Below are 26,293 nucleotides of genomic sequence, written 5' to 3' on the forward strand. Positions count from 1 at the left end.
CCTCCTGCTAGGGCGCGGTCATGGAAGTCAATTCGAAGCAGCAGGTGAATTTCGGCGACAGGCTCGTCAGCCCCGACGAGAAGACCCGCCGGGTTGGCGGCGTGTTCAGCTCGGTCGCCGGCAGCTACGACGTGATGAACGACCTCATGTCGGGCGGTATGCACCGGATTTGGAAGAACCGGTTCGTCGCCAAGGTGAAGCCGCGCTCGGGCGAGCGCGTCCTGGACATGGCCGGCGGCACTGGCGACATCGCCTTTCGCATGGCTGCGCGGGGCGCGACGGTAACCGTTAGCGACATCAACGCCGACATGCTGGCCGTGGGAATGGAACGAGCCCGCAAACGCGGCATCGACGGCCTGTTCTGGCAGCAGGAGAATGCCGAGAAGCTGATTTTCGCCGACGGGAGTTTCGACGCCTACACGATTGCCTTCGGCATCCGGAACGTCACGGACATCCCGGCCGCGCTGCGTGAGGCGCATCGCGTACTGAAGCGCGGCGGGCGCTTTTATTGCCTTGAATTTTCAACCAGCGAGTGGCCCGGCTTCGGCGAGGTCTACGACCGCTATTCGGAACATGTCATACCGCGCATCGGCAAGGCGGTCGCCAAGGACGAGGAAAGCTATCGCTATCTCGTCGAATCGATCCGCCGTTTCCCCAGGATGGAGGCGTTCAAGTCGATGATCGGCGAAGCCGGGTTCACGACAACCAGCGTCGAGCCGATCCTTGGCGGACTCGTGGCGATACACGGCGGGTGGAAGATCTGAATTGGCGGCCGCGGTTACCCACCTTTGGCGCCTCTTCAAATGGGGTCGGACGCTGGCGCGGCACGGCGCACTGCAAGGGATCGAGCGCGATCCGCTGACCCCGAACGTCGTGCGCCGGCTGTGCCGGATAGCGCGGATCGGCGCGCCGGTGCCCGAAAATCCCGATTATGCCGCGGCGCTGCAGGCGATCGGTCCGGCGGCGATCAAGCTAGGCCAGGCGCTTGCTACCAGACCCGACCTGGTCGGCGAGGTGGCGGCACTCAACTTGCTGCAATTGCAGGACAGCCTGCCTCCCGAACCCTATCCGGCGATCCGCACGGCAATCGAGACTGCGCTTGGCGTTCCGGTTGAAACATTGTTCCAGTCGATTGACGAGGTCCCGGTGGGCGCGGCGTCGATCGCGCAGGTTCATCGCGCAGTTACCACCGAGGGCCGATCGGTCGCGGTCAAGGTGCTGCGCCCGGGCGTCGAGGAGGAATTTGCCCGCGCCATCGAAACCTATGAATGGGCCGCCGCCCATGTCGAGGTGCATGGCGGCGACGAAGCGGCCCGGTTGCGGCCCCGGATGGTCATCGCCTACTTCCGCCAATGGGTGCAGCGCGAACTCGACCTCACCCGGGAGGCTGCCTCGGCCTCGGAACTGCGCGATAATATGGTCGCCGAGCCGGGTTTCTACGTTCCCGAGATCGACTGGAGCCGAACCGCCCGGCGAGTCCTGACGCTTGAATGGGTGGATGGCATCAAGCTGTCGAAACGCGACGAATTGATCGCCGCGGGCCACGACCCCAAGCAACTGGCGACGACCCTTGTCCGCGCCTTCCTGCGCCAGGCGGTGGTCGACGGCTATTTCCATGCTGACCTTCACCAGGGCAATCTGTTCGCGCTTCCCGACGGGCGGCTGGCGGCGATCGATTTCGGGATCATGGGCCGCATCAACCGCCAGGCAAGGTTGTGGCTGGCGGAGATTCTATACGGCCTCATCACCGGCAATTACCGGCGGGTCGCGGAGATCCATTTCGAGGCACAATATGTGCCGCCGCACCATGACGTCGACGAATTCGCCACCGCCTTGCGGGCCGTCGGGGAGCCAATCCGCGGACTGCCCGTCAAGGACATCAGCATCGGCCGGATGCTGGAAGGCTTGTTCGCCATCACGCGCGATTTCGACATGATGACCCAACCGCACCTGTTGTTGCTGCAAAAGACGATGGTCATGGAAGAAGGCGTGGCCACCGCGCTCGATCCCGACATCAACATGTGGGAGGCGGCCGAGCCCTTCCTCAAGGAGTGGCTCCGCAGCGAATTGGGCCCGGAAACCTATTATGCCGACCGGATCGTCGATGCGGTTCGTGCCTTCAAGCTCATCCCCGACCTTATCCGGCGCATTGATTCGGCCTATCCGCCTGCCGGCGCAGCCCCGCCGCCGCCGCCGATCACGGAGGTCGCGGTGATCGAACGGCGGACTTGGCTTGGTCCCGCGGCGATCTCGATCCTGGCAGCAATCGCCGCGTCGCTGATGACTTACTGGCTCGTTACCTGACGATGGAAGCGGGGGCGCTTCACAGCCGGTACCAGCGTTGGGGCCGGGCACCGGCACTGGCGCTTTTGGCCGCGCTGGTCGCTGCGATCATCCTGGTCAGCTGGACTCCGGCCTCGGCTCCGGCTCCCAAGCTTCGCACCTCGCCGCAACAGCCGAGCGACCTGCAGCTCTATCGCGACATCATCACCGGGGTCGAAGCCGGAGGCGATTATTATGAGGTCGCAGCGGCCGAGCATCGTCTGGGCCATTATCCGTTGCAGCCATTCTTCACCGTTCGGCTGCCGACCCACGCAACCGTCTACGCGCTGGCCGGCGAGCGAGTAATGATCGGAATGCTGTGGCTGTTGTGCGCCGGATTGATGTTCGCCTGGTGGGTCAGGCTTCGACCCTTGCTCCCCCTGCCCGGCCTTGCCGCGGCGATGTTCCTGCTAGCCGGCGGGCTGGGCGGAATGCTCCAGCCCATGACCGGCCTGTTCCACGAAAGCTGGGTCGCGCTGCTGCTCGCCCTGATGATCGCATTGTGGCGCCCAGAGCGGCCGTGGCCGGCGATGGTCGCGGGCGGGCTGGCGCTACTGGTGCGCGAACTGGCCTTGCCCATGATCCTGGCGATGGGTGGGCTGGCGCTGCTGGCGCGGCGGTGGCGCGAGGCAGCGGGCTGGGCGCTAATCGTGACGCTGTTTTCGATGTACATGACGCTCCATGCCCAATGGGTTGCGGAGGTTGTTCGTCCCGATGACCTCACCTCGCCGGGCTGGTCAGAAACGCTCGGAGTCCAGTTTGCCCTGAAGAGCCTCGCTAAGGTCACCTTTGGCATCCGCATGCCGGATGTCCTCGCCATGAGCGCTTTGGTCTTGTCGCTGTTCGGCTGGGCGTCAATCAAGTCGGGATGGGCGCTGCGGGCGACGCTGCTAGTCCTCGGCTATGCCGCGCTGCTGGCCCTGTTGGCGCGCGCCGACACTTTCTACTGGGCGCTGATCCCCGCCCCGCTGGCTTTCGTCGGGCTGATATTCGTACCCCGCGCCCTTGCGGACCTTGTAAAAGCGGCGCGCGGCATGCCACAGGCGTTTTCATGAGCCGGGTCCTGCTGATCGTCGGCGGCGGCATTGCTGCCTATAAAGCGGCGGAGCTCATCCGCCTTTTGCGCAAGAACGGCCATACCGTTACCCCGGTGCTGACCGACGGGGGGAGCCACTTCGTGACCGCGATGACCCTCGCCGCGCTGGCGGAAAGCCCAGTTTACACATCGTTGTGGGACCTCAAGGACGAGGCGGAGATGGGCCATATCCAGCTCAGTCGCGCTGCCGATCTGGTGCTGGTCTGCCCGGCGACCGCCGACCTCATTGCCCGAATGGCGAGCGGCCTGGCGAACGACCTTGCGACCACCCTGCTGCTAGCAACCGACAAGCCGGTGGTAGTCGCGCCGGCAATGAACGTGCGCATGTGGCAGCATGCGGCGACCCGGCGCAACGTGGGGCAGCTGAGGGCGGACGGCATCATGGTGCTGGAGCCCGACGAAGGGCCGATGGCGTGCGGGGAATATGGGCCGGGCCGACTGCCCGAACCGACCGACATTTATGAACGGATCAAGCCGATGCTTGCGGCTGCATCGCCAAGCGTCGAAGCTGCGCCAGATCGCCCGCTGGCCGGACGCCATGTGCTGGTCACAGCCGGTCCCACACAAGAGCCAATCGATCCGGTTCGCGTGATCGCCAATCGCTCTTCGGGCAAGCAGGGGTTCGCGATCGCCGCCGCCGCCGCGCAGGCGGGGGCGCGTGTGACGCTGGTCGCCGGACCCGTATCGCTGCCGACCCCGGGGGGGGTCGTCAGAGTGGATATCGAGACTGCCGAGCAAATGGCCGCGGCCGTCGAGGCAGCCCTACCCGCCGACGTAGCGATCATGGTCGCCGCGGTCGCTGACTGGAAGGTCGATGCGGCGCCAGCCAAGCTCAAGAAGGCAGCCGGTCCGCCGCAACTTCGGTTCAGCGCCAACCCCGACATCCTGGCAATGGTCGGCTCGCATGTGGAGCGGCCCCAGCTGCTGGTCGGCTTCGCGGCCGAGACAGACGAACTTGTCGCCCACGCCCAATCCAAGCGCGTGGCCAAAGGAGCGGACTGGATCGTCGCAAACGACGTGTCGGGCGACGTCATGGGCGCGGCGGACAATCATGTAGTGCTGGTGACTGCCGACGGCGCGGAAGACTGGGGTCCGATGCCTAAGACCGAGGTCGCCTCCGCACTCATCGGGCGCATTGCCGGGCTGCTCGGCAAGGACTAGACTCGATCACGGCCACTTTTGTCATCGCTTCAGTCGGAGGGAACGTCATGCGTCGCTTGGGATCGGCAATCCTCGCCGCAACCTCTGCCAGCATGGCGCTGGCCAGCCCGCAGGTTTCAACCGCCGGTGGCGACTGGTCGAACATTCCGCTGATAAAGACGCAAGGGTCGCTGCGTATTTCAACCGAGGCAATCGACCAGATCGAGGCCGCAGCGGCCGGCCCCTGCGCGCGATCCGGGCTTTCGAAGAAACATGTCGAACTGACCATGCCGTTCCTCGTCAAATTTTCGTCGCAGGGCGCGGTCGAACGTGTCGTGGTTCGCGAGATGCAGTGCGCTGCAATCGAACAGGTGATCGGCGGAGCGGTGCTGCAGCTGGCCAAGGCGGGCGAATATCGGCCAACCGGAGAGAATATCGAAGGCTGGTATCGCGGCGAGATCGCTCTGTCCTTACAGTAGGCGCGCATCGTCCCGCCGGTTCGTCGAGCCGCACATCCGCTTCGCCGATCAGGCAGCTTGTCCTTTGCCGCCAATGATTTACGCCATGTCCTGACATTGTTCAGGGGTGGAGAAGCTTAAGTGGTCGGTTTGTCGTTGCGTTCCCTATTGCTTGCCGGCGCCTTGATGCTCGCGCCGATGCCTGGCGCGGCCGTCCCCGCGGGGCCGGCGGGCGCTGCCAACGGCTGGGGAATCCCCTTGGCGGACATTACGCCCGACCCGGCGATCCGGCTCGGCACGCTGCCTAATGGCATGCGCTACGCGATCATGCGCAACGAAACGCCGAAGGGCACAGCCTCGGTCCGGCTGCGGTTCCAGTTCGGGTCGATCCATGAAGGCGAGCAGGAACAGGGCCTTGCCCATTTCATCGAGCATATGGCCTTCAACGGCACCACCAACGTCCCCGAGGGCGAGATGGTGAAGCGGCTCGAGCGGCTCGGCCTCGCATTCGGCCCCGACAATAATGCAATGACAGGGTTCGACAGCACCACCTATCTGCTCGAATTGCCGGCGTCTGACGAGGAGCGGGTCGATACCGCGCTGTTCCTGATGCGCGAAGTCGCCAGCGAGATCCGTTTCGATCGACAAGCTGTCGACCGCGAGCGGGGCGTGATCCTGAGCGAGCGGCGCAGCCGCGATGGGTTCAACCTGCGCCAGACAATGGACAGGCTGAATCATCTCGTACCCGGATCCCTATATGCGAAGCGGCTGCCGATCGGGACCTATGATGTCCTGACCAAGGCACCGGCCGAGCGGATGCAGGACCTTTATCGCCGTTACTATCGCCCGGAACGGGCGACCCTTATCTTCGTCGGCGATATCGATCCGGACGCGATCGAGGCCAAGATCAGGGACAAGTTCGCCGGTTGGCAGGGCATCGGACCCGCCGGCGCCGAACCGCAGAAGGGCAGCGTCGATTTTGCGCGTCCGGCGGCGGTCGACAATTTCTTCAACCTCAATATCGCCACCTCGGCCAATTGGACTGTGTTGAAGCCTTATTCCAACCCGCTCGATTCCCAGGCAGAGCGGCGCCGAAACCTTCTTGAGTCGCTGGGAACGTCGATGTTCGCGCGACGCCTCACCCGCCTAGTCAACCGGGACGGCTCCGACCTCATCGGCTCTTCGATCTCGGCGGGCGATTTCGACGGCGTCTCCTTGACCCAAAGCATCACCATATCGGCGAAAGACGGTGCTTGGCCGGCCGCGCTGACGGCGATCGAGAATGAGCTTCGCCGGGCGCAGGTCCACGGCTTCACTGCCGCCGAGCTGCGGCGGGAACTTGCGGCGATGGATACCAGCTTCAAGACCGCGGCCGAACAGGCCAATACCCGTCGCAATGCCGCCCTTGCCGGGGCGATCCTGTCGGCTCTTGATGACAAGGACATCAACACCCACCCATCGTGGCGATTGCAATTCTACGAGCGCAATCGCGCCAGCCTGACGCTCGACGCGGTTAATGCCGCTTTTCGCGAACTGTGGAAGGGCAGCGCACCGCTAGTCCATGTTAGCGACAAGAAACCCGTCAACGGGGCGGAGATCGGCGCAGCGCTGGCGATGGCCCGCAATGTCGCGGTATCGGCGCCAAGAGAGGAAAGCGACAAGGCATTCGCCTATGAGAGCTTCGGCACGCCCGGCAAGATCACCGAGGACAAGAGGATCGCGGATCTCGACATCCGCACCGTCCAGTTCGCGAACAATGTCCGACTCAACATCAAGAAGACCGAATTCGAGGCAGGCCGAGTGCGCTTCTCGGTTCGCATGGCCGGCGGTCAGCTCGCCCTGCCCCGGGACAAGCCGGGCCTGGGGATCATGATGAGCTCGCTGTCGGCGATCGGGGGTACCGGCAAACATTCGCTTGAGGAAATGAAGGAAGTGCTGGCGGGCCGGGTCTATTCCGCCGGGTCCGCCGTGGGCAGCGACTCCTTCGTATCGGCCGGCTCCACTTCGCCGGCGGATTTGCCCCTGCAGATGAAGGTCAGCGCCGCCTTTCTCACCGATCCCGGCTTTCGCCCGGAAGCCGCACGGCGGTGGACAAACATGGTCCCGGTGATGGACAAGCAGTTCGATAGCGAACCGGAATCGGTTTACGCGACTCGCGCCCAGTCGGTGTTGATGGGCGGCGACCTTCGCTTCGGCGCCCCGCCCGCGGCGGAACTGATGAAACGCAACCTCGCAGAAGCGCAGGCGGTACTGAAACAGCTTGCCGCCACCGCTCCGATCGAGATTGGCATCGTCGGCGACATCGACGAGGAAGCGGCGATTCGCGCTGTCGCCGAAAGCTTCGGCGCACTGCCGGCCCGCGCGGCAACCACCCCCGACTATCGCGAAGCTCGGCAAGCAGCGCTTCGACCGGAGCTAGCGCCGATCGAGCTCGTCCATAACGGAGCGTTAGACAAGGCCCTTGTCGCGGCACTGTGGCCGACTGACGACGACGACAATTATCGCCGCGAAATCGGCATGATCATGCTCGCCAAGGCGCTCGATCTTATCCTGACCGACGCGATCCGAGAGCAGCTCGGCGCTTCATACGGCGTGAACGTCGGGTCGAACATGTCGGACGTCTACGAAGGTTTCGGCACGCTTGGCGTCAGTACGATCGTTGCACCAGGCAAGATCGCCGATGTCGAGCAGGCGATCGATGCGGCAGTGGCCGAAATCCGCGCCGAGCCGATCAGTGAGGATCTGTTCAACCGGGTCCGGGCCCCGATGCTCGAGGCGCTGGCCAAAAGCCGCCGGGAAAACAGCTATTGGCTGGCCGTGGTGGACGAGGCCCAAAGCAAGGCCAACCGCCTGGACCGCTATCGCCAGCAGGAGGCACTGTTCAAGGCGATCACTCCGGCGGAGCTGCATCAGCTTGCGCTGGCTTACCTCGACCCGGCAAAGCAGCGGCGCATTCGCATCCGCAAGCCGGCGGTGGTCAAAATCCCGGCGCCCACCCGCAATTAGTCGCCGCGCGTGCGGGCAACCTCGTTGAGCAGCCAGTCGCGGAAACGCCGCACCTTGGCGAGATTGCGCCGTTCTGGCGCAATGCACAGCCAGTAGCGGAAGCCCGCGGTCGCGGTGAGGTCGAACGGCTGGACCAGCCGACCGTCGCGCAAGTCGTTCAGCCAGAAGGCCGGGGTCAGCAGCACGAAGCCCTGGCCGCCCATGGCCGCCTTGCCCTCGTCCGCCTGGCTGTCCAGCCGGAGGCCGGGCCGGCGGGGACGATCGGCGCCTTTGACGCCCGCGGCCTCGAACCATTGATCCCACCATTGGTCGTTGGGACTAATCATCGGCAGGTCGGCAAGGTCATGGGGTTCGACCTTGCGGCCCAGCTGTTCCTCGATCCTGGCAAGGAATGTGGGAGAGCACATCGGCGAAAAATCGACCCGCATCAGGTCGATCGATACCAACCCCTCCGACGGTCGCGCCGCGGCCCGGATGGCAAGGTCGGCCTCCCCGGCCTTAAGGTCGACCAGCTTGTTGTCGGTCGCCAGCCGCACCGCGAGGTCGGGATGGTCGACCTGGAAGCTTCCCAGTCGCCACGCCAGCCAAGTATTGGCAAAGGTAAAGGTGGTGGCGATGGTCAGCAGCCCCTCGTCCTCTTCCCGCTGGGCGGCGAAGGCGGACTCCATCAGGTCGAATGCTTGTGTCAGCTGGGGGACCAGGCGCTGGCCGAGCGGGGTCAGGCGGGCACGCCCCTTTTCCCGCAGGAACAAGGACGCGCCAAGACGCTCCTCCAATAATTTGACCTGATAGGACACCGCTGCTTGGGTCATCCCTAACTCATTCGCTGCGGCAGTGAAATTCTCGTGCCTTGCCGCGGCTTCGAAGACCCTGACGGAGGCAAGGGGCGGCAATTTGCGCATCGTTCACCTGTATAAGCCAAGCTTATGGATGCCGTCCAGCCTTTCATTGGCCAGAGCAGCCAGGCCGGCTTAGATGGCAGGGAGCGCCGGCGGTCCCTCCCCAACCCCGCCGCCGGCGCCGGCAATAGCAGGAGGCGACAATGTCGGATGAAATCTTTGACCGGTCATATCAGGAGGGCCGCCAGGCCTTGCACGACGGGATCACCGAGCTCGCCGCCAAACTCGGCCGAACCTTCCGGTTGATCGCAGCGGTCCAGTTTCGGGCTCCGTGGCGCAACCGCCCGATCTGCGATTGCTAGTCTTCGATGGCGCATGTTCGGTCGATTGCGATAGAGGGACGGCTCGCCTATAGCCGCCCCTCTTTTCGTATCAGTCGGAGTCCACAACGCCCATGGTCCGTCGCCGCCAAATCTACGAAGGCAAGGCCAAGATCCTCTACGAGGGCCCCGAACCCGGCACTTTGATTCAATATTTCAAGGACGATGCGACCGCCTTCAATGCGCAAAAGCGCGGCACGATCAGCGGCAAGGGCGTGCTCAACAACCGAATCAGCGAACATATCTTCACGTCGCTCGCGACGATTGGCGTCCCGACCCATTTCATCCGCCGGCTGAACATGCGTGAACAGCTTGTTCGCCAGGTCGAAATCGTGCCGATCGAGGTAGTCGTGCGGAACGTCGCCGCAGGGTCGCTCAGCAAGCGCCTGGGGATCGAGGAAGGTACGCAGCTTCCGCGCACGATCATCGAATATTATTATAAGGACGACGCGCTCAACGACCCGATGATCGCCGACGAACATATCGCCTGCTTCGGCTGGGCCAGTCAGGACGAGATGAACGACATCGCTGACATGGCGATCCGCGTGAACGACTTCATGTGCGGGTTGTTCGCGGCGATCGGGATCCGGCTGATCGACTTCAAGCTGGAGTTCGGGCGCGTATGGGATGGCGAATACAGCCGCATCATCCTTGCCGATGAAATTTCGCCCGACGGCTGCCGCTTGTGGGACATGAAGTCGAACGAAAAGCTGGATAAGGACCGCTTTCGCCAAGGGCTTGGCGGCGAAGCCGAGGCCTATCAGGAAGTCGCCCGCCGGCTTGGCCTGCTGCCCGAAGAGAATGACGAGAGCGCGGTTCTCGACCTCGACAGCCATCGCAAGAAGCGTGGCAAGTAAGGGGCGCAGGTGCCCCTTCCCCGCGTTCGCGTCGTCACCTTAAACGCCGCGCTTGGTCCACTGGATTATCGCGTTCCCGACGGCCTGAAGGTCAGTCCGGGCGCAGTCGTGATCGCGCCGCTCGGGCCGCGCCAGCTTGTCGGGGTCGCATGGGAAGCGGAGCGGTTGAAGACCGAAGACGTCGGCGACAACCGCCTCCGCCCCCTTGTCGGACTGGTCGACGTGCCGCCCGTGCCCGAACCGTTGCGCCGCCTCGCCGAGTGGACCGCCGATTATTATCTGTCGCCGCTGGCCGCAGTGCTGAGGATGATAATCCCGTCATCGTCGGCGCTGGCTGGTCCGAAACAGCTGGTCGAATACCGTCCGACCGGTACCGCACCGGCACGAATGACCCCGCAAAGGGACCAGGCGCTGAACCGAATCGCCGGGCGACAGGGAACGGTTCGCGAACTGGCCGCCCACGCCGAGGTCAGCGAAGCGGTGATGCGCGGCCTGGTCCATGCCGGAGCAGTGGAGGCGGTCGAGGTTGACGCCGACCTGCCTTTTGCCCGACCTGACCCAGATTTCGCGCCGCCCCAGCTGAGCGCCGAGCAGGCAAGTGCGGCCACAAGCCTCAAGGCGGCAATCGGTCCTGCGGCGGCCAGCAAATTCGACCCCATCCTGCTCGACGGCATTACCGGGTCGGGTAAGACGGAAGTCTATTTCGAAGCCATCGCAGAAGCGATCCGGGTCGGGCGTCAGGCGCTTGTCCTGCTGCCGGAAATCGCGCTCACCGAACCATTCCTGACCCGCTTTACCGCCCGCTTCGGGTGCGAGCCGGTGGCCTGGCATAGCGACCTTCGCGCGTCGCAGCGCCGTCGCGCCTGGCGGGCGATAGCCAGCGGCGAGGCCAAGGTGGTGGTAGGCGCCCGATCCTCGCTTTTCCTGCCCTACCCTGACCTGGGCCTGATCGTCGTCGACGAAGCGCATGAACCCAGCTTCAAGCAGGAGGAAGGCGTCCAGTATCACGCGCGCGACGTGGCAGTAATGCGCGGCCATTTCGAGGAAGTCCCGGTGATCCTCGCGTCTGCCACGCCCGCCATCGAGACCCGGCACATGGTCGATATCGGCCGCTACCGCGAGCTTCGCCTAACCGAACGGCACGGCCAGGCCGAACTGCCGGCGATCCGCGCCCTTGATCTCACCCGGGACCCGCCGCCTCGCGGGCGCTGGCTAGCGCCGTCGCTTGTCGATGAACTCGGCACGAACCTCGAAGCTGGCGAACAGTCGCTCCTGTTCCTCAACCGCCGCGGCTTCGCGCCCTTGACGCTGTGCCGGACCTGCGGCCACCGCTTTCAATGCCCGAACTGCACCGCCTGGATGGTCGAACATCGGCTGATGCACCGGCTGGCATGCCATCATTGCGGCCATGTCATGCCGCCGCCGCGGCTGTGCCCGGAATGCGGTGACGAGGACAGTCTCGTCGCCTGCGGGCCCGGCGTCGAGCGGATTGCGGACGAGGTAGCGGCGCTGTTTCCCGAAGCACGCACCGCGGTCGTCACGAGCGACACGATCTGGTCCCCCGCCCGAGCCGCCGAATTTGTCCGCGCCATGGATGCAGGGGAGATCGACATTGTCGTCGGCACCCAGCTAGTCACCAAAGGCTATCATTTTCCCAACCTGACGCTGGTCGGGGTGGTGGATGCCGACCTGGGCCTGCAAGGGGGCGACCTGCGCGCCGCGGAACGGAGTTTCCAGCAGATCCAACAGGTCGCCGGCCGGGCCGGGCGAGGCGACAAGCCGGGCCGCGTACTGGTCCAGACCCATGATCCGGAGGCGCCGGTGATCGCCGCGCTGATCAGCGGCGATGCGCCCGGCTTCTACGCCGCAGAGACCGAGGCCCGGCGCGACGCCGCGATGCCGCCGTTCGGGCGGCTGGCGGCGATTATCGTCTCCGCCGAGGACAAGGCGGAGGCCGAAGCGGTCGCGCGCCGGATCGGCCAGGGGGCGCCGCGGGTCGAAGGCATGGCCGTGTTCGGCCCGGCCCCTGCGCCGCTGGCCATGCTGCGCGGCCGGCACCGCCAACGTTTGCTAATCCATGCAGCGCGCAAGCTCGACGTGCAGGACGTCATTCGCGACTGGCTTGGGGCGCTAGAATGGTCCGCCAAGGTGCGGGTAGCGGTCGATGTCGACCCCTATAGCTTCGTCTAGGCACACTTCCGCGGGCGCCGCCGGTCCCGTACAGGCGGCGCCCTAGATGTCGAGCTGCTGCTGGGCCGATCCAAGTTCGGCATCCAGCAACCTGCGCTTGCGATCGACCCCGCCGGCATAGCCGCCAAGTGTGCCATCCGAACGGATTACCCGGTGGCACGGCACCAGCACCGCGACCGGATTTGCGCCATTGGCGGTACCGACCGCCCGCGTTGCATTGGGATCGCCTACCGCCCGTGCGATATCGGCATAGCTGCGGGTCTGGCCGAGCGGGATCTTGCGCAATTCGCGCCACACCGCCTCCTGGAACGCGGTTCCGCGCACGTCGATCGGCAGGTCGTGCGCGCTCGGGCGTTCGATCTGGCTGAGCGCCGCCGTGACCCAGGGCGCGATCGTCCCATCGTCCGGCCGAACGTCCGCATTCGGAAAGCGGCGTCGCAACCCCGCCTCGTCCCCGTCGAAGGCCATCGCGCAAATACCCTTGGAGGTCGCGGCGACCAGCATCGGCCCCAGCGGCGTTGTCGCGTTGACGTAGCGGATAGTTTCCCCGCGCCCGCCATCCCGCCAGGCCGACGGAGTCATTCCCATCCGGGCCTCGGCATCGGCATAAAAGCGGCTTGGAGCGGAATAGCCGGCCTCATAAATGACTTCGGTCACGCTTTTGTCCTTATCGAGTTGGTTTTGCGCCCGCCGGGCGCGGACGGCGCGGGCATAGGCCGCGGGCGAGACCCCCATGTCGCGCGAGAAGATCCGCTGGAAATGGTGTTCGGCATAGCCGACAGCCGCCGCCAGTTCGCCCAGCCGGGGCGGCTCCTCGGCGCGGTCGATCAAGGCAACCGCCCGAACGACCGCCTCGCGGTCGCGCGCGACCTCGTCGGGCTTGCAGCGCATGCAGGGGCGATAGCCTGCCGCCGCGGCAGCCGCGCCATCGCGGAAGAACTCGACATTTTCGCGCTTGGGCCGCCGCGCCGGGCAGCTCGGCTTGCAATAAATGCCCGTCGTCCTGACGGCGCCGATGACCCGGCCGTCCCATTGGCGGTCACGGGCTGCGAAAGCCTCCCACGCCTTCTCCGTGTCAATTGTTCGCATCAACATGGACCTATCATAAGGTCGCGTCCTACGTCCTGCTTCCCGTGGCTTGCGCTCAAAAGGATATGGGGCGTGGATTGGACGTTTCACGAAGGCGAACTGGACTGCAAGGACGTTCGCGCCCTGCTCGATCAGCATTTCGCCGAGATGCGGGCGGGCTCGCCTCCGGCGGCGTGCCATGTCCTTCCGGTCGACGGGTTGAAGATTCCGGAGATCCGTTTTTTCACGCTTCGCGACGGTGGCATCCTTCTGGGCTGCGGCGCGCTCAAGCGGCTCGAACCCGGGCATGGGGAGGTCAAGTCGATGCGCACCGTCGATGGAGCGCTTGGTCGGGGCGTGGGCAAGGCTATGCTAAAGCACATCATCAAGGAGGCTAGGATCGAGGGGATCGGCCGGGTCAGCCTCGAAACCGGGTCGACGGACCAGTTCGCGGCCGCAATCCGGCTTTATGTCCGGGAGGGTTTCACCCCCTGCGGGCCCTTCGGCGATTATGCCGACACCCAATGGACCTTATTCTTCACCAAGGCGATCTAGGCCCGGTCGGCCCTTGCCAGGAAGCAGCCGCGAATGGCGGTGTGGGCGTCGACATGATCGACGTTCGCGTTGGCCAGCAGCCCGCGCACCAGCGGGTCGGCTTCGCCGGGCTGAGCCAGCATGGCGTCGACCATCATGCCGGCCCCGTCGAACGCGCGAAGCGAAAGGATGCGGCGGTCAAGCGCGGGAGGTATCCGGCCGATAAAGGTCACCGGCTCGGTGGCTGTTTCGCTGACGAAGATCGCATGGCTCGCGCGATAAGGATTATTGCCGCCATGCGAGACATGGTTGACCAGCAGCAAGGGTTCGCCGTCGACGGCGTCGTCGAGCTGGATGCGGCACGGGAAAGCCGCCTTGCCGTTGGCGATCATCCGAACCGCCCCACGAGCCGTCAACGCGGCCTCGTCGGAACCGATAAGATGGGCGAATTGCGAAGGGGCGAGCCCTGTGAATCGATAGGTCATGCCGCCTGTCTATTCGCGAACAGGCGGTCAGGCTTCCCGCCGCTTGCGGCCAAACGCGGTTAGCTGCCTTGCATCCCCCGCCACCCCCTGCTAGGGGCGCGCCAACCCATGGGGGGCGCGCGATTTTTGTCGCTGCGCCCCATTCAATGCATGGGGCAAAACTCTTTGTCTGGAGCTTTGAGCGCGTGGAGAATTCCGGCGGCATTCAGGCCAGCTTAGCGGGGCGCTACGCCACCGCGCTGTTCGGCCTTGCCCGTGACGAAAAGCAGATCGACGCGGTGACGCGAAGCCTCGACTCGATCGAGGCCGCGATGGCCGAATCGACCGATTTCAAAACCCTGACCAGCAGCCCGCTGGTCGGCCGCAACGACGCGGGCCGGGCGATCCGCGCGCTGACCCCGGCGTTAGGCATCGACCCGCTGACCGCGCGCTTCCTTGGCGTGCTGGCCGACAATGGCCGGCTCAGCGAGTTGAAGCCGGTTATCCGCTCGGTCCGGCAGCTGGCCGCGGAGCATCGCGGCGAGACCGCGGCCGAGGTCACCACCGCCCGCCCGCTCGACGACGACCAGATTGCCCGCCTCAAGACCAGCCTCAAGGCCCGTTTCGGCCGCGACGTGACGATTGAAGCCAAGGTCGACCCCGAAATCCTCGGAGGAATCATCATCCGGCAGGGAAGCCAGATGATTGACTCCTCGATCCGCACCAAACTCAACACCCTCGCGAATGCGATGAAAGGCTGAACATGGACATCCGCGCCGCTGAAATTTCCCGCGTCATCCGCGACCAGATCGCGAACTTCGACGCCGACGCGCAGGTCTCCGAAGTCGGCAGCGTGCTGTCGGTCGGTGACGGCATCGCCCGCATCCATGGCCTTGATAATGTCCAGGCCGGTGAAATGGTCGAGTTCGAAGACGGCACCAAGGGCATGGCCCTCAACCTCGAAGCCGACAATGTCGGCGTCGTCATCTTCGGCTCCGACAGCCAGATCAAGGAAGGCGCCACCGCAAAGCGCACCGGCACCATCGTCGACGTTCCCGTCGGCAAGGGCCTTCTCGGTCGCGTGGTCGACGCGCTCGGCAATCCGATCGACGGCAAGGGCCCGATCGCCTCGGATCAGCGCAGCCGCGTCGAAGTTAAGGCTCCGGGCATCATTCCTCGTAAGTCGGTGCATGAGCCGGTTCAGACCGGCCTGAAAGCGCTCGACGCGCTGGTTCCGGTCGGTCGCGGACAGCGCGAACTGATCATCGGCGACCGCCAGACCGGAAAGACCGCCGTCGCCCTCGACACCTTCATCAACCAGAAGAAGGCGAATGCCGGCGACGATGAAAGCCAGAAGCTTTACTGCATCTATGTCGCCGTCGGCCAGAAGCGCTCGACCGTCGCGCAGATCGTACGCGCGCTCGAGGAAAATGGCGCGATGGAATATTCGATCGTCGTCGCCGCGACCGCTTCAGAGCCCGCCCCACTGCAGTTCCTCGCGCCCTATACCGGCGCCGCGATGGGCGAATATTTCCGCGACAACGGCATGCATGCCGTGATCGTTTACGACGATCTTTCGAAGCAGGCCGTCGCCTATCGCCAGATGTCGCTGCTGCTGCGCCGCCCGCCGGGCCGCGAAGCCTATCCGGGCGACGTGTTCTATCTCCACTCGCGCCTGCTTGAGCGCGCGGCGAAGCTCAACGACGCCAATGGCAATGGCTCGCTGACCGCGCTGCCGATCATCGAAACCCAGGCGGGCGACGTGTCGGCCTACATCCCGACCAACGTGATTTCGATCACCGACGGCCAGATCTTCCTCGAAACCGACCTGTTCTACCAGGGCATCCGCCCGGCGATTAACGTCGGCCTGTCGGTTAGCCGCGTCGGCTCTGCCGCGCAGACCAAGGCGATGAAGAAGGTCGCCGGCTCGATCAAGCTGGAACTGGCACAGTATCGCGAGATGGCTGCCTTTGCGCAGTTCGGTTCGGATCTCGATGCCTCGACCCAGAAGCTACTGGCCCGCGGCGCCCGCCTTACAGAGTTGCTGAAGCAGCCGCAGTTCTCGCCGATGCCGGTCGAGGAACAGGTCGTGTCGATCTTTGCCGGCACCAACGGCTTCATCGACACCGTCGAAGTCAGGGACGTTACCCGCTACGAAGCGGCGATGCTGTCTTACCTGCGTTCGGATCACGCCGACGTCCTCAAGACGATCCGCGAGACCAAGGCGCTCGACGACGACACCGCCAGGAAGCTGAAGGACGCGCTCACCGCGTTCGGCAAGCAATTCGCGTAAGGGCGTAGGGGAAGCTAGGCCATGGCCAGCCTCAAGGCACTAAAGCTTCGCATCGGCTCGGTGAAGTCGACGCAGAAGATTACCAAGGCGATGAAGATGGTCGCCGCGGCGAAGCTGCGCCGTGCGCAGCAAAATGCCGAGGCCGGCCGCCCCTATGCGACCCGCCTGTCCAACGTCGTCAGCTCGCTGGCGAGCCGGGTCACCGTCGGTCCCCAGTCGCCGAAGCTGATCGCCGGCACGGGCAAGGACGAAACCCACCTGATCGTGCTTGCCACCGGCGACCGAGGCCTGGCGGGAGCGTTCAACACCAACATCGTCCGTGCCGCGCGCAAGAAGGCCGAAGAGCTGCAGGCCGAAGGCAAGACCGTCCTCTTCTACGTCGTCGGCCGCAAGGGCCGTCCCCCGATTGCTCGCTCTTTTCCCAAGGCGATCATCGCGGACCATGATACCAGCGCGATGAAGTCGCCGGGCTATGCCGATGCGCAGGCGATCGCCGACGACATTACCGATCGTTTCCTGAGCGGTCAGTTCGACGTCGCCCACCTTGCCTATTCCGAATTCAAGTCGGTGCTGGCGCAGGAACCGCAGGTCGACCAGATCATCCCGGTGGTGCCCGCGCCCCCTGCCGCCGAAGAAAAGACGAACATCGCCGCCGCCGCGGTCGAATATGAGCCCGACGAGGAAGCAATCCTTGCCGAGCTTCTGCCGAAGAATGTCGCGATCCAGATCTATCGCGCGCTGCTGGAGAACGCCGCTGGCTTCTACGGCTCGCAGATGACTGCGATGGACAATGCGACACGCAACGCCGGCGATATGATCAACCGCCTGTCGATCCAGTATAATCGCCAGCGCCAGGCAGCGATCACCACCGAACTCGTCGAAATCATTTCGGGCGCCGAAGCGCTCTAACCCGGACCAAAGCTGAGGAAACCGACCATGGCTACCGCCGCCCCCGCCAAGACCAAAGCCAAGAAGGCTGCCGCCGACACCAACGCCACTGCCAAGACCACGGGCAACCCGGTCGGGTCGGTCGCGCAGGTCATCGGCGCCGTTGTCGACGTCGCCTTCGACGGCGAACTGCCGCCGATCCTCGCAGCGCTGGAAACCGACAATAACGGCAACCGCCTGGTTCTCGAGGTTGCGCAGCATCTCGGCGAAGGCGTCGTGCGCACGATCGCCATGGATTCGACCGAAGGCTTGACCCGCGGCCAGCGCGTCACCGCCACCGGCTCGATGATCGAGGTTCCGGTCGGTCCGAAGACCCTTGGCCGGATCATGAACGTGATCGGTGAACCGATTGACGAGCGCGGCCCGATCGGTGCCGAGCGAACCGCCCCGATCCACGCGGAGGCCCCTGCCTTTGTGGACCAGTCGACCGATTCGGCGATCCTGGTCACCGGCATCAAGGTCATCGACCTGCTCGCCCCTTATGCGAAGGGCGGCAAGATCGGCCTGTTCGGCGGCGCCGGCGTCGGCAAGACCGTGCTGATCCAGGAACTGATCAACAACATCGCCAAGGGCCATGGCGGCACTTCGGTGTTCGCGGGCGTTGGCGAGCGGACCCGCGAGGGCAACGACCTTTACCACGAATTCCTCGACGCCGGCGTCATCGCCAAGGACGCCGACGGCAACCCGACCAGCGAAGGATCTAAGGTCGCCCTGGTGTTCGGCCAGATGAACGAGCCGCCAGGGGCCCGCGCCCGCGTCGCCCTGTCGGGTCTCACCCAGGCAGAATATTTCCGCGACGTCGAAGGTCAGGACGTGCTGTTCTTCGTCGACAATATCTTCCGCTTCACCCAGGCGGGTTCGGAAGTGTCGGCGCTGCTCGGCCGCATTCCGTCGGCCGTGGGCTACCAGCCGACGCTGTCGACCGACATGGGCGCGCTGCAGGAACGCATCACGTCGACCAACAAGGGTTCGATTACCTCGGTCCAGGCCATCTACGTGCCCGCCGACGATTTGACCGATCCGGCGCCGGCGACCTCCTTCGCTCACTTGGACGCGACCACCGTTCTGTCGCGCGCCATTTCGGAGCTTGGCATCTACCCGGCGGTCGATCCGCTGGATTCAACCAGCCGCGTGCTCGAGCCGCGCACCGTCGGCCAGGAGCATTACGAAACTGCCCGCAAGGTCCAGGAAACGCTGCAGAAGTATAAGTCGCTTCAGGACATCATCGCCATTCTCGGCATGGACGAACTGTCGGAAGAAGATAAGCTGGTCGTGGCCCGCGCCCGCAAGATTCAGCGCTTCCTGTCGCAGCCGTTCCACGTCGCCGAGGTTTTCACCGGCATTCCGGGCAAGTTCGTCCAGCTGGAAGACACGATCCGCTCGTTCAAGGCGGTCGTCGAGGGCGAATATGACCATTTGCCCGAAGCGGCCTTCTACATGGTCGGCGGGATCGAAGAAGCCGTCGCCAAGGCCGAAAAGCTAGCGCAGGACGCCTGATCGTTCGTGGCGGATCGCAACCTCCGCTTCGAAGACTGTATCAACCGGGTCTGCCCCTGGTCGGGCGACCCGGTACAGGCCGACAGCCTGACGCTTTACCAGGGTCAGGTCGTCGGCTTCTGCAACCCGGGCTGCCGGGACAAGTTCGACAAGGCGACCGCGGCCTTTGATGCGGCAGCCGAAGGAAAGAAATAAGACGATGGCCGACCTTCATTTCGAACTGGTGACTCCGGAAAAGCTCGTCCGTTCGGACGAGGTACACATGGTTGTCGTCCCCGGCGTCGAAGGCGAATTCGGTGTCATGGCCGGCCATGCGCCCTTCATGACCACGCTGAAAGACGGCGAATTGAAAGTCTACAAGACCGCCGGCGCGGCGCCCGAGAGCATCGCCGTCAGCGGGGGCTTCGCCGAAGTCGGCGGCAAGGGCCTCACCGTGCTTGCTGAAAGCGCCGCGGCCTAGCGCTTTCCCTTGGGGCCGAGACCCCAAAGTTAACGCACATTTTACCGAAAGCTGCTTGGGTGCTACCCTCTCTTCTGCGGGGTAGTTTTTCATGCTTCAACGGGCCGTTGACCGACCTTCGATCGAGCGGGTTCAGCCGCTTCAGCTCAGTGTCGTCATTCCGACGCTGAACGAGGCCGGCAATGTCGAGGCGCTGCTCGGCAAATTGGGGGTCACGCTCGCCGGGATCGAATGGGAAGCAATTTTCGTCGATGACGGTAGCAGCGATGGAACGCCCGAGCTTCTGACCCGCATTGCCCAGTCCGACCGCAGGGTCCGGGTAATCCGCCGGATCGGTCGGCGCGGACTGTCGTCGGCAGTCGTCGAAGGCGCGCTTGCGACCACCACGCCGATCATCGCCGTAATCGATGCCGACCTGCAGCATGACGAGCGGATCCTCCCGGACCTGTATCGCGCCATTGCCGAGGATGCGCATGAACTGGCGATCGGGACTCGCTATGCCGGCCAGGGCTCGACTGGCGAATGGGACGACAGAAGGCTGAAGGTCAGCCGCATCGCCACCGCCCTTGCCTCGCCGATCATGAAGACGCGGCTGTCCGACCCGATGAGCGGCTTCTTCGCGGTTCGGCGCGACGTGCTGCTGGAGGCAGCGCCTTCGCTCAGTAATGTCGGCTACAAGATCCTGCTCGACCTTGTCGCCTCGGCCCCGCGCCCGCTCAAAGTCGCCGAAGTCGGCTATACGTTCGGCACGCGCGTCGCGGGCGAATCAAAGCTCGATGAGATGGTCGCGCTCGAATATATCGAACTGCTGCTCGACAAGACGCTGGGGCGCTTCGTCCCGGTCAAGCTGGTCCAGTTCGGCGCGATCGGCATGCTCGGCGTCGGCATCCATCTTGCCCTGTTGTGGCTTGCGCTCAACCTCATCGCCGCCCCTTTCGCCTGGGCACAGGCTGGCGCGGTGGTCGGAGCGATGACCTTCAATTTCGCGCTCAACAACATCTTTACCTACCGCGACCGCAAGCTGACCGGCCTCAACTGGGTCCGCGGCCTGATTTCCTTCTACGCGGTCTGCTCGCTCGGTGCGGTCGCCAACGTCGGCATCGGCAGCCTGGTCTATGAGCAGATGCAGGGCTGGTGGATCGCCGGCATCGCTGGCGCGATCGTCGGATCGGTGTGGAATTATGTCGCCAGCAGCTGGCTGACATGGACTCGGCGGTAGGGATTTTGCGGCACCTGCCTTCCGACTCCAACGGTTGCAGCGCTCCACAGTGACGAAACTCACCACCGCCGTTCTGGCTCGACCGACCCTTGCGATGGCTGTGGTTATCTCAGCGCTGACGTTGGTCGGCCTACTCACGCTGTTCACAGTCAAAAACTCCTTCGCGACGGATTTCAGCGTCTATTGGCGTACCGCGAATGAACCGCTGGACATGGCCTATTTGCCACAGGGCGAACTTCCCTTTCCTTACCCTCCTACGATGCTTCTGTGGATCGCCCCGCTCAAACTGGCTCCGATGTGGCCAGCGTTCCTCATTTGGGTGGCGCTTAGCGCGACGTTGTTGTGGAAAGCCTGCCAACCCTTCTTGTCGCCGTGGGCCGTAGCTCTTGTGCTACTGAGCCCACCATTGGTGAACGGTCTTTCGACGGGCCAGGTTTCCGCGATGGTTGCAGCCGCACTTCTTTGGGCTTGCAGCACGTCGAACCGGGTTGTCGCCGGTATGGTATTCGGCGTGGTCGCGTCTATTAAACCTCAGTTGGTGATCATGGCGCCATTGCTGTTGATCGTGACGTTTGATTGGAAGGCTTTGGTGGGTTCTGCGGCGACCTACTGCCTGATCTTTATGGCCTCAGTCTTAGCGTTTGGCCTAGATGTCTGGTTTGTCTGGCTAGGTTCACTCGACCATTTTCGTGACGTTTTGCACAACGAGCAAGTTTTAGGCGTCGCCGCTACACCCGCCGCTGCTGCGGAAAATTACGGTTTTCCACCCCTTCCTTTCTTAGTTGGAGGCGCAGCGTTCGGGGCATGGCTGGTCTATCGTTGCCGGTGGCACGAGCCTCTTGGCCGGTCGGCGGCGATTGCCTGCGGAAGCCTGCTCGCGGCTCCTTACGCGCTTACTTATGATCTTGCAGCCGTCATACCCTTCTTGGTTAGCTCAATCTTCCGAGAGCGGCTTTCGTCCGCCCTCGCTTTGTCTGGCGTGATGCATCCCATCCCGTTGGTATTAACTGCGTTCGGCCTCATCACCCGCCAGCGGTGAGTCGCCCAAGCTAGCTATTGCGCTTCTCGGTAATCGCCGGCTCGCTCCAAACTTGCCCGAAATTAGTCTTTTCTCAAAGTTTGGGCCTTATTCACCATGACGGTTTTCCGCGGAAATGAACTGGGAATCGTCAAATCATGAACGCATTCGGCAAGCGTAACGGTCTGGGAAGTGGCGGGCAGCGGCCTAGCTTTGGCGTCGCCCGTCCCATGAAAGGCGGCTCCGGCGGTTCGGGCGGCGGCGACCAATTCCCGCCGGTCGATGAGATCGAAACGCCTGAAGCGCCGCCCAGCGACGAGCCTTCGGGCCCGCCCGCAGTGCAGCTCGGCGCGATGGACCGGCTCAACAATCGCCAGAACGCCAGCGGCGATGCCGCCTCGTCCAAGACCGAAGGCTTTGAAGCGTCGGTCCACCGGATCAAGGAACAGGTGCTGCCGCGCCTGCTCGAACGGGTCGACCCCGAAGCGGCCGCGACCCTCGGCAAGGACGAACTGGCCGAGGAATTCCGGCCGATCATTTCCGAAGTGCTCGCCGAGCTGAAGATCAACCTCAACCGCCGCGAAACCTTCGCGCTGGAAAAAGTGCTGGTTGACGAACTGCTCGGCCTCGGCCCGTTGGAAGAGCTGCTCGCCGACCCCGCGGTCAGCGACATCATGGTCAACGGCCCGGACCAGACCTTCATCGAACGCAAGGGCAAGCTGGAACTGGCCAAGATCCAGTTCCGCGACGAGGAGCATCTGTTCCAAATCGCCCAGCGGATCGTCAACAAGGTCGGCCGACGTGTCGACCAGACCACTCCGCTGGCCGACGCCCGCCTCCAGGACGGCAGCCGCGTCAACGTTATCATCCCGCCGCTCAGCTTGCGCGGCACCGCCATTTCGATCCGTAAATTCTCCGAGAAGCCGATCACGCTCGACATGATGCGCGGCTTCGGGTCGATGTCTGAAAAAATGGCCACCGTGCTGAAGATCGCCGGCGCAAGCCGGATGAATGTCGTCATTTCCGGCGGTACCGGTTCGGGCAAGACGACGATGCTCAACGCCCTGTCGAAGATGATCGACCCGGGCGAGCGCGTTATCACCATTGAAGACGCGGCCGAGCTGCGCTTGCAGCAGCCGCACTGGCTACCGCTTGAAACCCGTCCCCCCAACCTTGAGGGCCAGGGCGCGATCACCATCCGTGACCTCGTCATCAACGCGCTGCGCATGCGTCCCGACCGGATCATCCTGGGCGAAATTCGCGGCCAGGAGTGTTTCGACCTTCTGGCGGCGATGAACACCGGCCACGACGGCTCGATGGCAACTCTTCACTCCAACAGCCCGCGCGAGTGCCTCGCGCGTATGGAAAACATGGTGATGATGGGCGACATTAAGATCCCGAAGGAGGCGATTAGCCGCCAGATTGCGGATTCGGTCGACCTCATCGTCCAGGTGAAGCGCCTCCGCGACGGTTCGCGCCGCACTACCAACATCACCGAAGTGATCGGGATGGAGGGTGAGGTCATCGTTACCCAGGAACTGTTCAAGTTCGAATATCTGGACGAAACGGCCGACGGAAAGATCGTCGGCGAATATCGTTCGATGGGCCTTCGCCCATACACGCTCGACAAGGCCAAGCAGTTTGGCTTCGACCAGCCATATCTGGAGGCTTGCCTCTAAGCCGCCCTGCGCCGCGCCGAGGACAGGCCGTGGATCGTCAGCCTAACACCGGCGCCCATACCTATTTTTCCATGCGATAGAGCAGGTTGAGCCGGACCCCGGTCTCGATTAGCCCCGGCGCGACCACCCCGCCGCCTGCCACGGGCGGGGGCGGCGGTGCCGGCGGTGGCGGCGGTGCGGCTTCGCTCACCCGAGACCCGGTGACGATCACTTCGCTTCCGCGGTAGGATGGTCCTTCCTCAACCGACAACAGGCGAACCCGCGCAAAGCCGTTGTCGCGGGCATATTCGGTCGCTTCGGCGATGCCCCTTTGCATTGCCCGGACCCGCGCTTCGCTGCGCAGCGGCGCCGGATCGGCAATCGAAAAGGTTGGCCCATAGACGGTGTCGGCACCGGCCGCGGTCAGGCCGTCGAGCAGCTGGGTCAGCGAATCCAGGTCCCGTGTCTTAATTCGCACCGTGTTGCTGGCGACATAGCCGACCAGCACCTGTCGCGACGTCCCCTCGCTCCGATCGTAGCGATAATCGGGCGACAGCTGGATACCCTGCGTCTGCACGTCGCGATCGCGGATGCCGGCTGCGCGGATCGCGGCAAGCAGCCTTTCGGTCGCGGTCTTGTTTTGGGCAACTGCCGCGGTCGCGGTCGACGCGCGCGTTCGGGTTCCTGCGCTAAGGCTCGCTTCGTCGGGCGGGGTCCGCAAATTCTCGGCGATATTGACCCGCACCAGCGGGTTTTCCGCAAGGCCGCTCAACGAAGTCGTGACGGTCTGCGCGACAGCTGGAGTGGCGAGGAGGATGGCGGAAGCGAGAAGGATGGCAGGACGCATGGATACTCCATCGGCAAAAGGTGACCGGCCGGCCAAGACTGATACGACGGCGGTAATCGCGCAAGCCGCCCGCCGCCGCCCGCCGATAAAAGGTTGCGCGGTGCGAACGACCGGCCCAAACCTTGGACAACAGATTATCGGGAGCAGGTCATGGTTCGGACATCGGTCGTTGCACTTCTTATCGCAGGCACCGCCCTTACGGCCTGCGCACCCGTCGATCCCGCCGCGCCGGCGGTCGACCAGGCCGCGCTCGCCGCCGCCATCGCATCGCCGAGCCGCACCGATTCCAACCGCGCCCGCGACGCCTATCGCCGCCCCTTTGAAACGCTGAGCTTCTTCGGCGTCGAGCGCGACGACACGGTAGTCGAAATCTGGCCCGGCGGCGGCTGGTACACCGAAATCCTCGCCCCCTACCTCGCTTCGGGCGGCGGCACGCTTTACCTCGCCGCACCCGATTGGGGCCGCAGCGGAATTGCCAAGCTCCAGCAAGCGAACCCCACGCTCTACGGATCGGCGCGCATCGTCGACTTCCCGGTGTTCGATGGCAAGGCGGCGGAGGTGCCCAATGGCAGCGCCGACGTCGTCCTCACTTTCCGCAACGTCCATAACTGGCGCATGGGTTACCGCCGCGAGGGCAAGCCCGATTACAGCCTCGACGCTTTCCGCCAGATGCATGCGATGCTGAAGCCGGGCGGCGTTCTCGGGATCGTCGACCACCGTCTGCCCGAAGATGCCAGCGCCGAGCGCGAGCGGACCAGCGGCTATATCAAAACGTCCACCGTCGTCAGGCTGGCCGAACAGGCCGGGTTCCGCCTCGCCGCGTCCAGCGAGATCAACGCCAATCCCAAGGACACGGCCGATTGGCCTGATGGCGTGTGGACCCTCCCCCCCTCGCTCGCGCTGAAAGACAAGGACCGCGCCAAATATGTCGCGATCGGCGAAAGCGACCGGATGACGCTAAAGTTCGTGAAGCCGTAAAGGTCAGACCCAGCCGAACGCGATCGGGACCAGCGCCAGCACGGCAATTAGGGTCGTTTCGGCGATCATCAGCATGACCGGCTTCCAGCCAAACTCGGCGATGTCCGCTAAGCGGGTGTTCATCCCCAGCGCGGCGATTGCCGTCACAAGGAACCAGCGGGACGCGAGGCTGCCGGCGTCGCTGACCAGAGGGGGAAGCGGTAGCAAGCTGTTGCCGACGACCAGCAATGCGAAAGCCACCGCGAACCAGGGGAGCAGTGGCGGCCGCCCTTCCCTGCTCGCAACCTGCCGGCGGACGGCCACGCCGATCAACAGGATCACCGGCAAAAGCATCGCCACCCGCATCAATTTGACCACCGTCGCCACGTCACCGGCTTCGGAAGAAATGGCATAGCCGGCACCAACCACCTGCGCGACGTCATGGATTGCCGCGCCGACGAATATCCCTGCCTGCCGGTCGTCAAATCCGAGCAATGCGGCGAGCAACGGGTAGGTTATCATCGCCACGGTGGACAAGGTCGAAACGCCGATCACCGCGAACAGCATCTGCTTTTGCCGATCGGGGTGCGATGGCAAGGCCGCCGAAATGGCCATCGCTGCCGATGCGCCGCAGATGGCGGTCGCTCCGCCCGTCAGCAGGCCGAAATCGCGTCCATAGCCAATACGGCGCGCCAGCCAGGCCGAAATCAGGATGGTCAGGCTGACGATGAGGATGACCAGCAGCACCGGGCGCCAGCCCAGTGCCCCGACTTCGCCGAGCGTTATGCGGAAACCGAGGAGAGCGACGCCCAGCCGCAATAGGTTGCGCGACGCAAAGGCGATACCGGCGCGGCACCGCTCGATATCGCCTATGAAGTTCATCGCCATGCCGAACAGCAAGGCGAACAGCATAACCGGACCGCCATAATGGTCGGACAGGAAGGACGCCGCGGCGGCAACCAGCAGGGCCGCGGCAAGGCCCGGCGCAATCGCCTTCGGACCGAGCGGAAGCGGCGCCCGAATGCTCACCATCGGCCCCTTT

25 protein-coding genes are annotated in these 26,293 nt (G+C 64.3%); 20 read left to right on the forward strand and 5 right to left on the reverse strand.

What is annotated here, in order from left to right:
* The first annotated feature begins 20 nt into the window (after window positions 1-20).
* The 6 genes from FMM02_RS01800 (at window position 21) to FMM02_RS01825 (ending at window position 8,022) form a co-directional block, all read left to right on the forward strand.
* Window positions 21-764 (forward strand): class I SAM-dependent methyltransferase, encoded by a 744-nt coding sequence (locus FMM02_RS01800; protein ID WP_147493260.1) that lies wholly within the window; start codon window positions 21-23, stop codon window positions 762-764.
* A gap of 1 nt (window position 765) precedes the next feature.
* On the forward strand, window positions 766-2,304 hold the full coding sequence (ubiB, locus tag FMM02_RS01805) for a 2-polyprenylphenol 6-hydroxylase (protein ID WP_147493261.1): 1,539 nt from the start codon (window positions 766-768) through the stop codon (window positions 2,302-2,304).
* Between the two features lie 2 nt (window positions 2,305-2,306).
* Window positions 2,307-3,377 (forward strand): hypothetical protein, encoded by a 1,071-nt coding sequence (locus tag FMM02_RS01810; RefSeq protein ID WP_147493262.1) that lies wholly within the window; start codon window positions 2,307-2,309, stop codon window positions 3,375-3,377.
* A complete protein-coding gene (gene coaBC, locus FMM02_RS01815) occupies window positions 3,374-4,579 on the forward strand; it encodes a bifunctional phosphopantothenoylcysteine decarboxylase/phosphopantothenate--cysteine ligase CoaBC (protein ID WP_147493263.1) in 1,206 nt (401 codons plus the stop codon). Before FMM02_RS01810 ends, coaBC begins: the two co-directional genes overlap by 4 nt.
* A gap of 47 nt (window positions 4,580-4,626) precedes the next feature.
* Window positions 4,627-5,037, forward strand: coding sequence for a hypothetical protein (locus FMM02_RS01820; protein ID WP_147493264.1), 411 nt, complete (start codon window positions 4,627-4,629; stop codon window positions 5,035-5,037).
* A 165-nt stretch (window positions 5,038-5,202) separates the two neighbouring features.
* Window positions 5,203-8,022 carry a M16 family metallopeptidase gene (locus FMM02_RS01825; protein WP_147493265.1) on the forward strand — a complete coding sequence of 940 codons (2,820 nt, stop codon included), beginning with the start codon at window positions 5,203-5,205 and terminating at the stop codon, window positions 8,020-8,022.
* Here FMM02_RS01825 and FMM02_RS01830 read toward each other — a convergent pair.
* On the reverse strand, window positions 8,019-8,924 hold the full coding sequence (locus FMM02_RS01830; RefSeq protein WP_147493266.1) for a LysR substrate-binding domain-containing protein: 906 nt from the start codon (window positions 8,922-8,924) through the stop codon (window positions 8,019-8,021). The genes FMM02_RS01825 and FMM02_RS01830 overlap by 4 nt on opposite strands.
* 140 nt (window positions 8,925-9,064) lie before the next feature.
* On the opposite strand from FMM02_RS01830, the gene FMM02_RS11140 reads away from it, so the two are divergent.
* The 3 genes from FMM02_RS11140 (at window position 9,065) to FMM02_RS01840 (ending at window position 12,288) form a co-directional block, all read left to right on the forward strand.
* Window positions 9,065-9,223, forward strand: a complete 159-nt coding sequence (locus FMM02_RS11140) for a hypothetical protein (RefSeq protein ID WP_187107812.1) — start codon at window positions 9,065-9,067, stop codon at window positions 9,221-9,223.
* 92 nt (window positions 9,224-9,315) lie between these two features.
* A complete protein-coding gene (gene purC, locus FMM02_RS01835; RefSeq protein WP_147493267.1) occupies window positions 9,316-10,098 on the forward strand; it encodes a phosphoribosylaminoimidazolesuccinocarboxamide synthase in 783 nt (260 codons plus the stop codon).
* A gap of 9 nt (window positions 10,099-10,107) precedes the next feature.
* On the forward strand, window positions 10,108-12,288 hold the full coding sequence (locus FMM02_RS01840) for a primosomal protein N' (RefSeq protein WP_147493268.1): 2,181 nt from the start codon (window positions 10,108-10,110) through the stop codon (window positions 12,286-12,288).
* 42 nt (window positions 12,289-12,330) lie between these two features.
* Here FMM02_RS01840 and FMM02_RS01845 read toward each other — a convergent pair whose 3' ends face one another.
* Window positions 12,331-13,377, reverse strand: a complete 1,047-nt coding sequence (locus FMM02_RS01845) for a bifunctional transcriptional activator/DNA repair enzyme AdaA (protein WP_246104802.1) — start codon at window positions 13,375-13,377, stop codon at window positions 12,331-12,333.
* A 72-nt stretch (window positions 13,378-13,449) separates the two neighbouring features.
* Between FMM02_RS01845 and FMM02_RS01850 the strand changes: the two genes are divergently transcribed.
* Complete coding sequence (locus tag FMM02_RS01850) at window positions 13,450-13,911, forward strand: GNAT family N-acetyltransferase (protein ID WP_246104803.1); 462 nt, start codon at window positions 13,450-13,452, stop codon at window positions 13,909-13,911.
* Here the strand turns inward: FMM02_RS01850 and FMM02_RS01855 are convergent.
* Window positions 13,908-14,375 (reverse strand): DUF1203 domain-containing protein, encoded by a 468-nt coding sequence (locus FMM02_RS01855; RefSeq protein ID WP_147493270.1) that lies wholly within the window; start codon window positions 14,373-14,375, stop codon window positions 13,908-13,910. The two genes, FMM02_RS01850 and FMM02_RS01855, sit on opposite strands and share 4 nt — an antisense overlap.
* A gap of 185 nt (window positions 14,376-14,560) precedes the next feature.
* On the opposite strand from FMM02_RS01855, the gene FMM02_RS01860 reads away from it, so the two are divergent.
* From FMM02_RS01860 to FMM02_RS01900, 9 genes are all read left to right on the forward strand, one after another.
* Window positions 14,561-15,115, forward strand: a complete 555-nt coding sequence (locus tag FMM02_RS01860; protein ID WP_147493271.1) for a F0F1 ATP synthase subunit delta — start codon at window positions 14,561-14,563, stop codon at window positions 15,113-15,115.
* 2 nt (window positions 15,116-15,117) lie between these two features.
* The gene (atpA, locus tag FMM02_RS01865) at window positions 15,118-16,647 is read left to right on the forward strand and encodes a F0F1 ATP synthase subunit alpha (protein ID WP_147493272.1); all 1,530 of its coding nucleotides are present in this window, start codon (window positions 15,118-15,120) and stop codon (window positions 16,645-16,647) included.
* A 21-nt stretch (window positions 16,648-16,668) separates the two neighbouring features.
* On the forward strand, window positions 16,669-17,556 hold the full coding sequence (locus tag FMM02_RS01870) for a F0F1 ATP synthase subunit gamma (RefSeq protein WP_147493273.1): 888 nt from the start codon (window positions 16,669-16,671) through the stop codon (window positions 17,554-17,556).
* A gap of 27 nt (window positions 17,557-17,583) precedes the next feature.
* On the forward strand, window positions 17,584-19,092 hold the full coding sequence (gene atpD / locus FMM02_RS01875) for a F0F1 ATP synthase subunit beta (RefSeq protein WP_147493274.1): 1,509 nt from the start codon (window positions 17,584-17,586) through the stop codon (window positions 19,090-19,092).
* A 6-nt stretch (window positions 19,093-19,098) separates the two neighbouring features.
* Complete coding sequence (locus FMM02_RS01880; RefSeq protein ID WP_147493275.1) at window positions 19,099-19,287, forward strand: glutathione S-transferase; 189 nt, start codon at window positions 19,099-19,101, stop codon at window positions 19,285-19,287.
* Between the two features lie 4 nt (window positions 19,288-19,291).
* The gene (locus FMM02_RS01885) at window positions 19,292-19,552 is read left to right on the forward strand and encodes an ATP synthase F1 subunit epsilon (protein ID WP_147493276.1); all 261 of its coding nucleotides are present in this window, start codon (window positions 19,292-19,294) and stop codon (window positions 19,550-19,552) included.
* 91 nt (window positions 19,553-19,643) lie between these two features.
* Window positions 19,644-20,771 (forward strand): glycosyltransferase family 2 protein, encoded by a 1,128-nt coding sequence (locus tag FMM02_RS01890; RefSeq protein ID WP_147493277.1) that lies wholly within the window; start codon window positions 19,644-19,646, stop codon window positions 20,769-20,771.
* A 49-nt stretch (window positions 20,772-20,820) separates the two neighbouring features.
* Window positions 20,821-21,810, forward strand: coding sequence for a glycosyltransferase family 87 protein (locus FMM02_RS01895; RefSeq protein WP_147493278.1), 990 nt, complete (start codon window positions 20,821-20,823; stop codon window positions 21,808-21,810).
* 137 nt (window positions 21,811-21,947) lie between these two features.
* Complete coding sequence (locus FMM02_RS01900; RefSeq protein WP_147493279.1) at window positions 21,948-23,468, forward strand: TadA family conjugal transfer-associated ATPase; 1,521 nt, start codon at window positions 21,948-21,950, stop codon at window positions 23,466-23,468.
* A 61-nt stretch (window positions 23,469-23,529) separates the two neighbouring features.
* Here the strand turns inward: FMM02_RS01900 and FMM02_RS01905 are convergent, their stop codons facing one another.
* On the reverse strand, window positions 23,530-24,294 hold the full coding sequence (locus tag FMM02_RS01905; RefSeq protein ID WP_147493280.1) for an SIMPL domain-containing protein: 765 nt from the start codon (window positions 24,292-24,294) through the stop codon (window positions 23,530-23,532).
* Window positions 24,295-24,444: 150 nt separating this feature from the next.
* On the opposite strand from FMM02_RS01905, the gene FMM02_RS01910 reads away from it, so the two are divergent.
* The gene (locus tag FMM02_RS01910) at window positions 24,445-25,272 is read left to right on the forward strand and encodes a class I SAM-dependent methyltransferase (protein WP_147493281.1); all 828 of its coding nucleotides are present in this window, start codon (window positions 24,445-24,447) and stop codon (window positions 25,270-25,272) included.
* Window positions 25,273-25,275: 3 nt separating this feature from the next.
* Here FMM02_RS01910 and FMM02_RS01915 read toward each other — a convergent pair whose 3' ends face one another.
* Complete coding sequence (locus tag FMM02_RS01915) at window positions 25,276-26,283, reverse strand: YeiH family protein (protein WP_147493282.1); 1,008 nt, start codon at window positions 26,281-26,283, stop codon at window positions 25,276-25,278.
* Window positions 26,284-26,293 lie beyond the last annotated feature (10 nt).

The organism is Sphingomonas xanthus, assembly GCF_007998985.1.
GTDB lineage: Bacteria > Pseudomonadota > Alphaproteobacteria > Sphingomonadales > Sphingomonadaceae > Sphingomicrobium > Sphingomicrobium xanthum.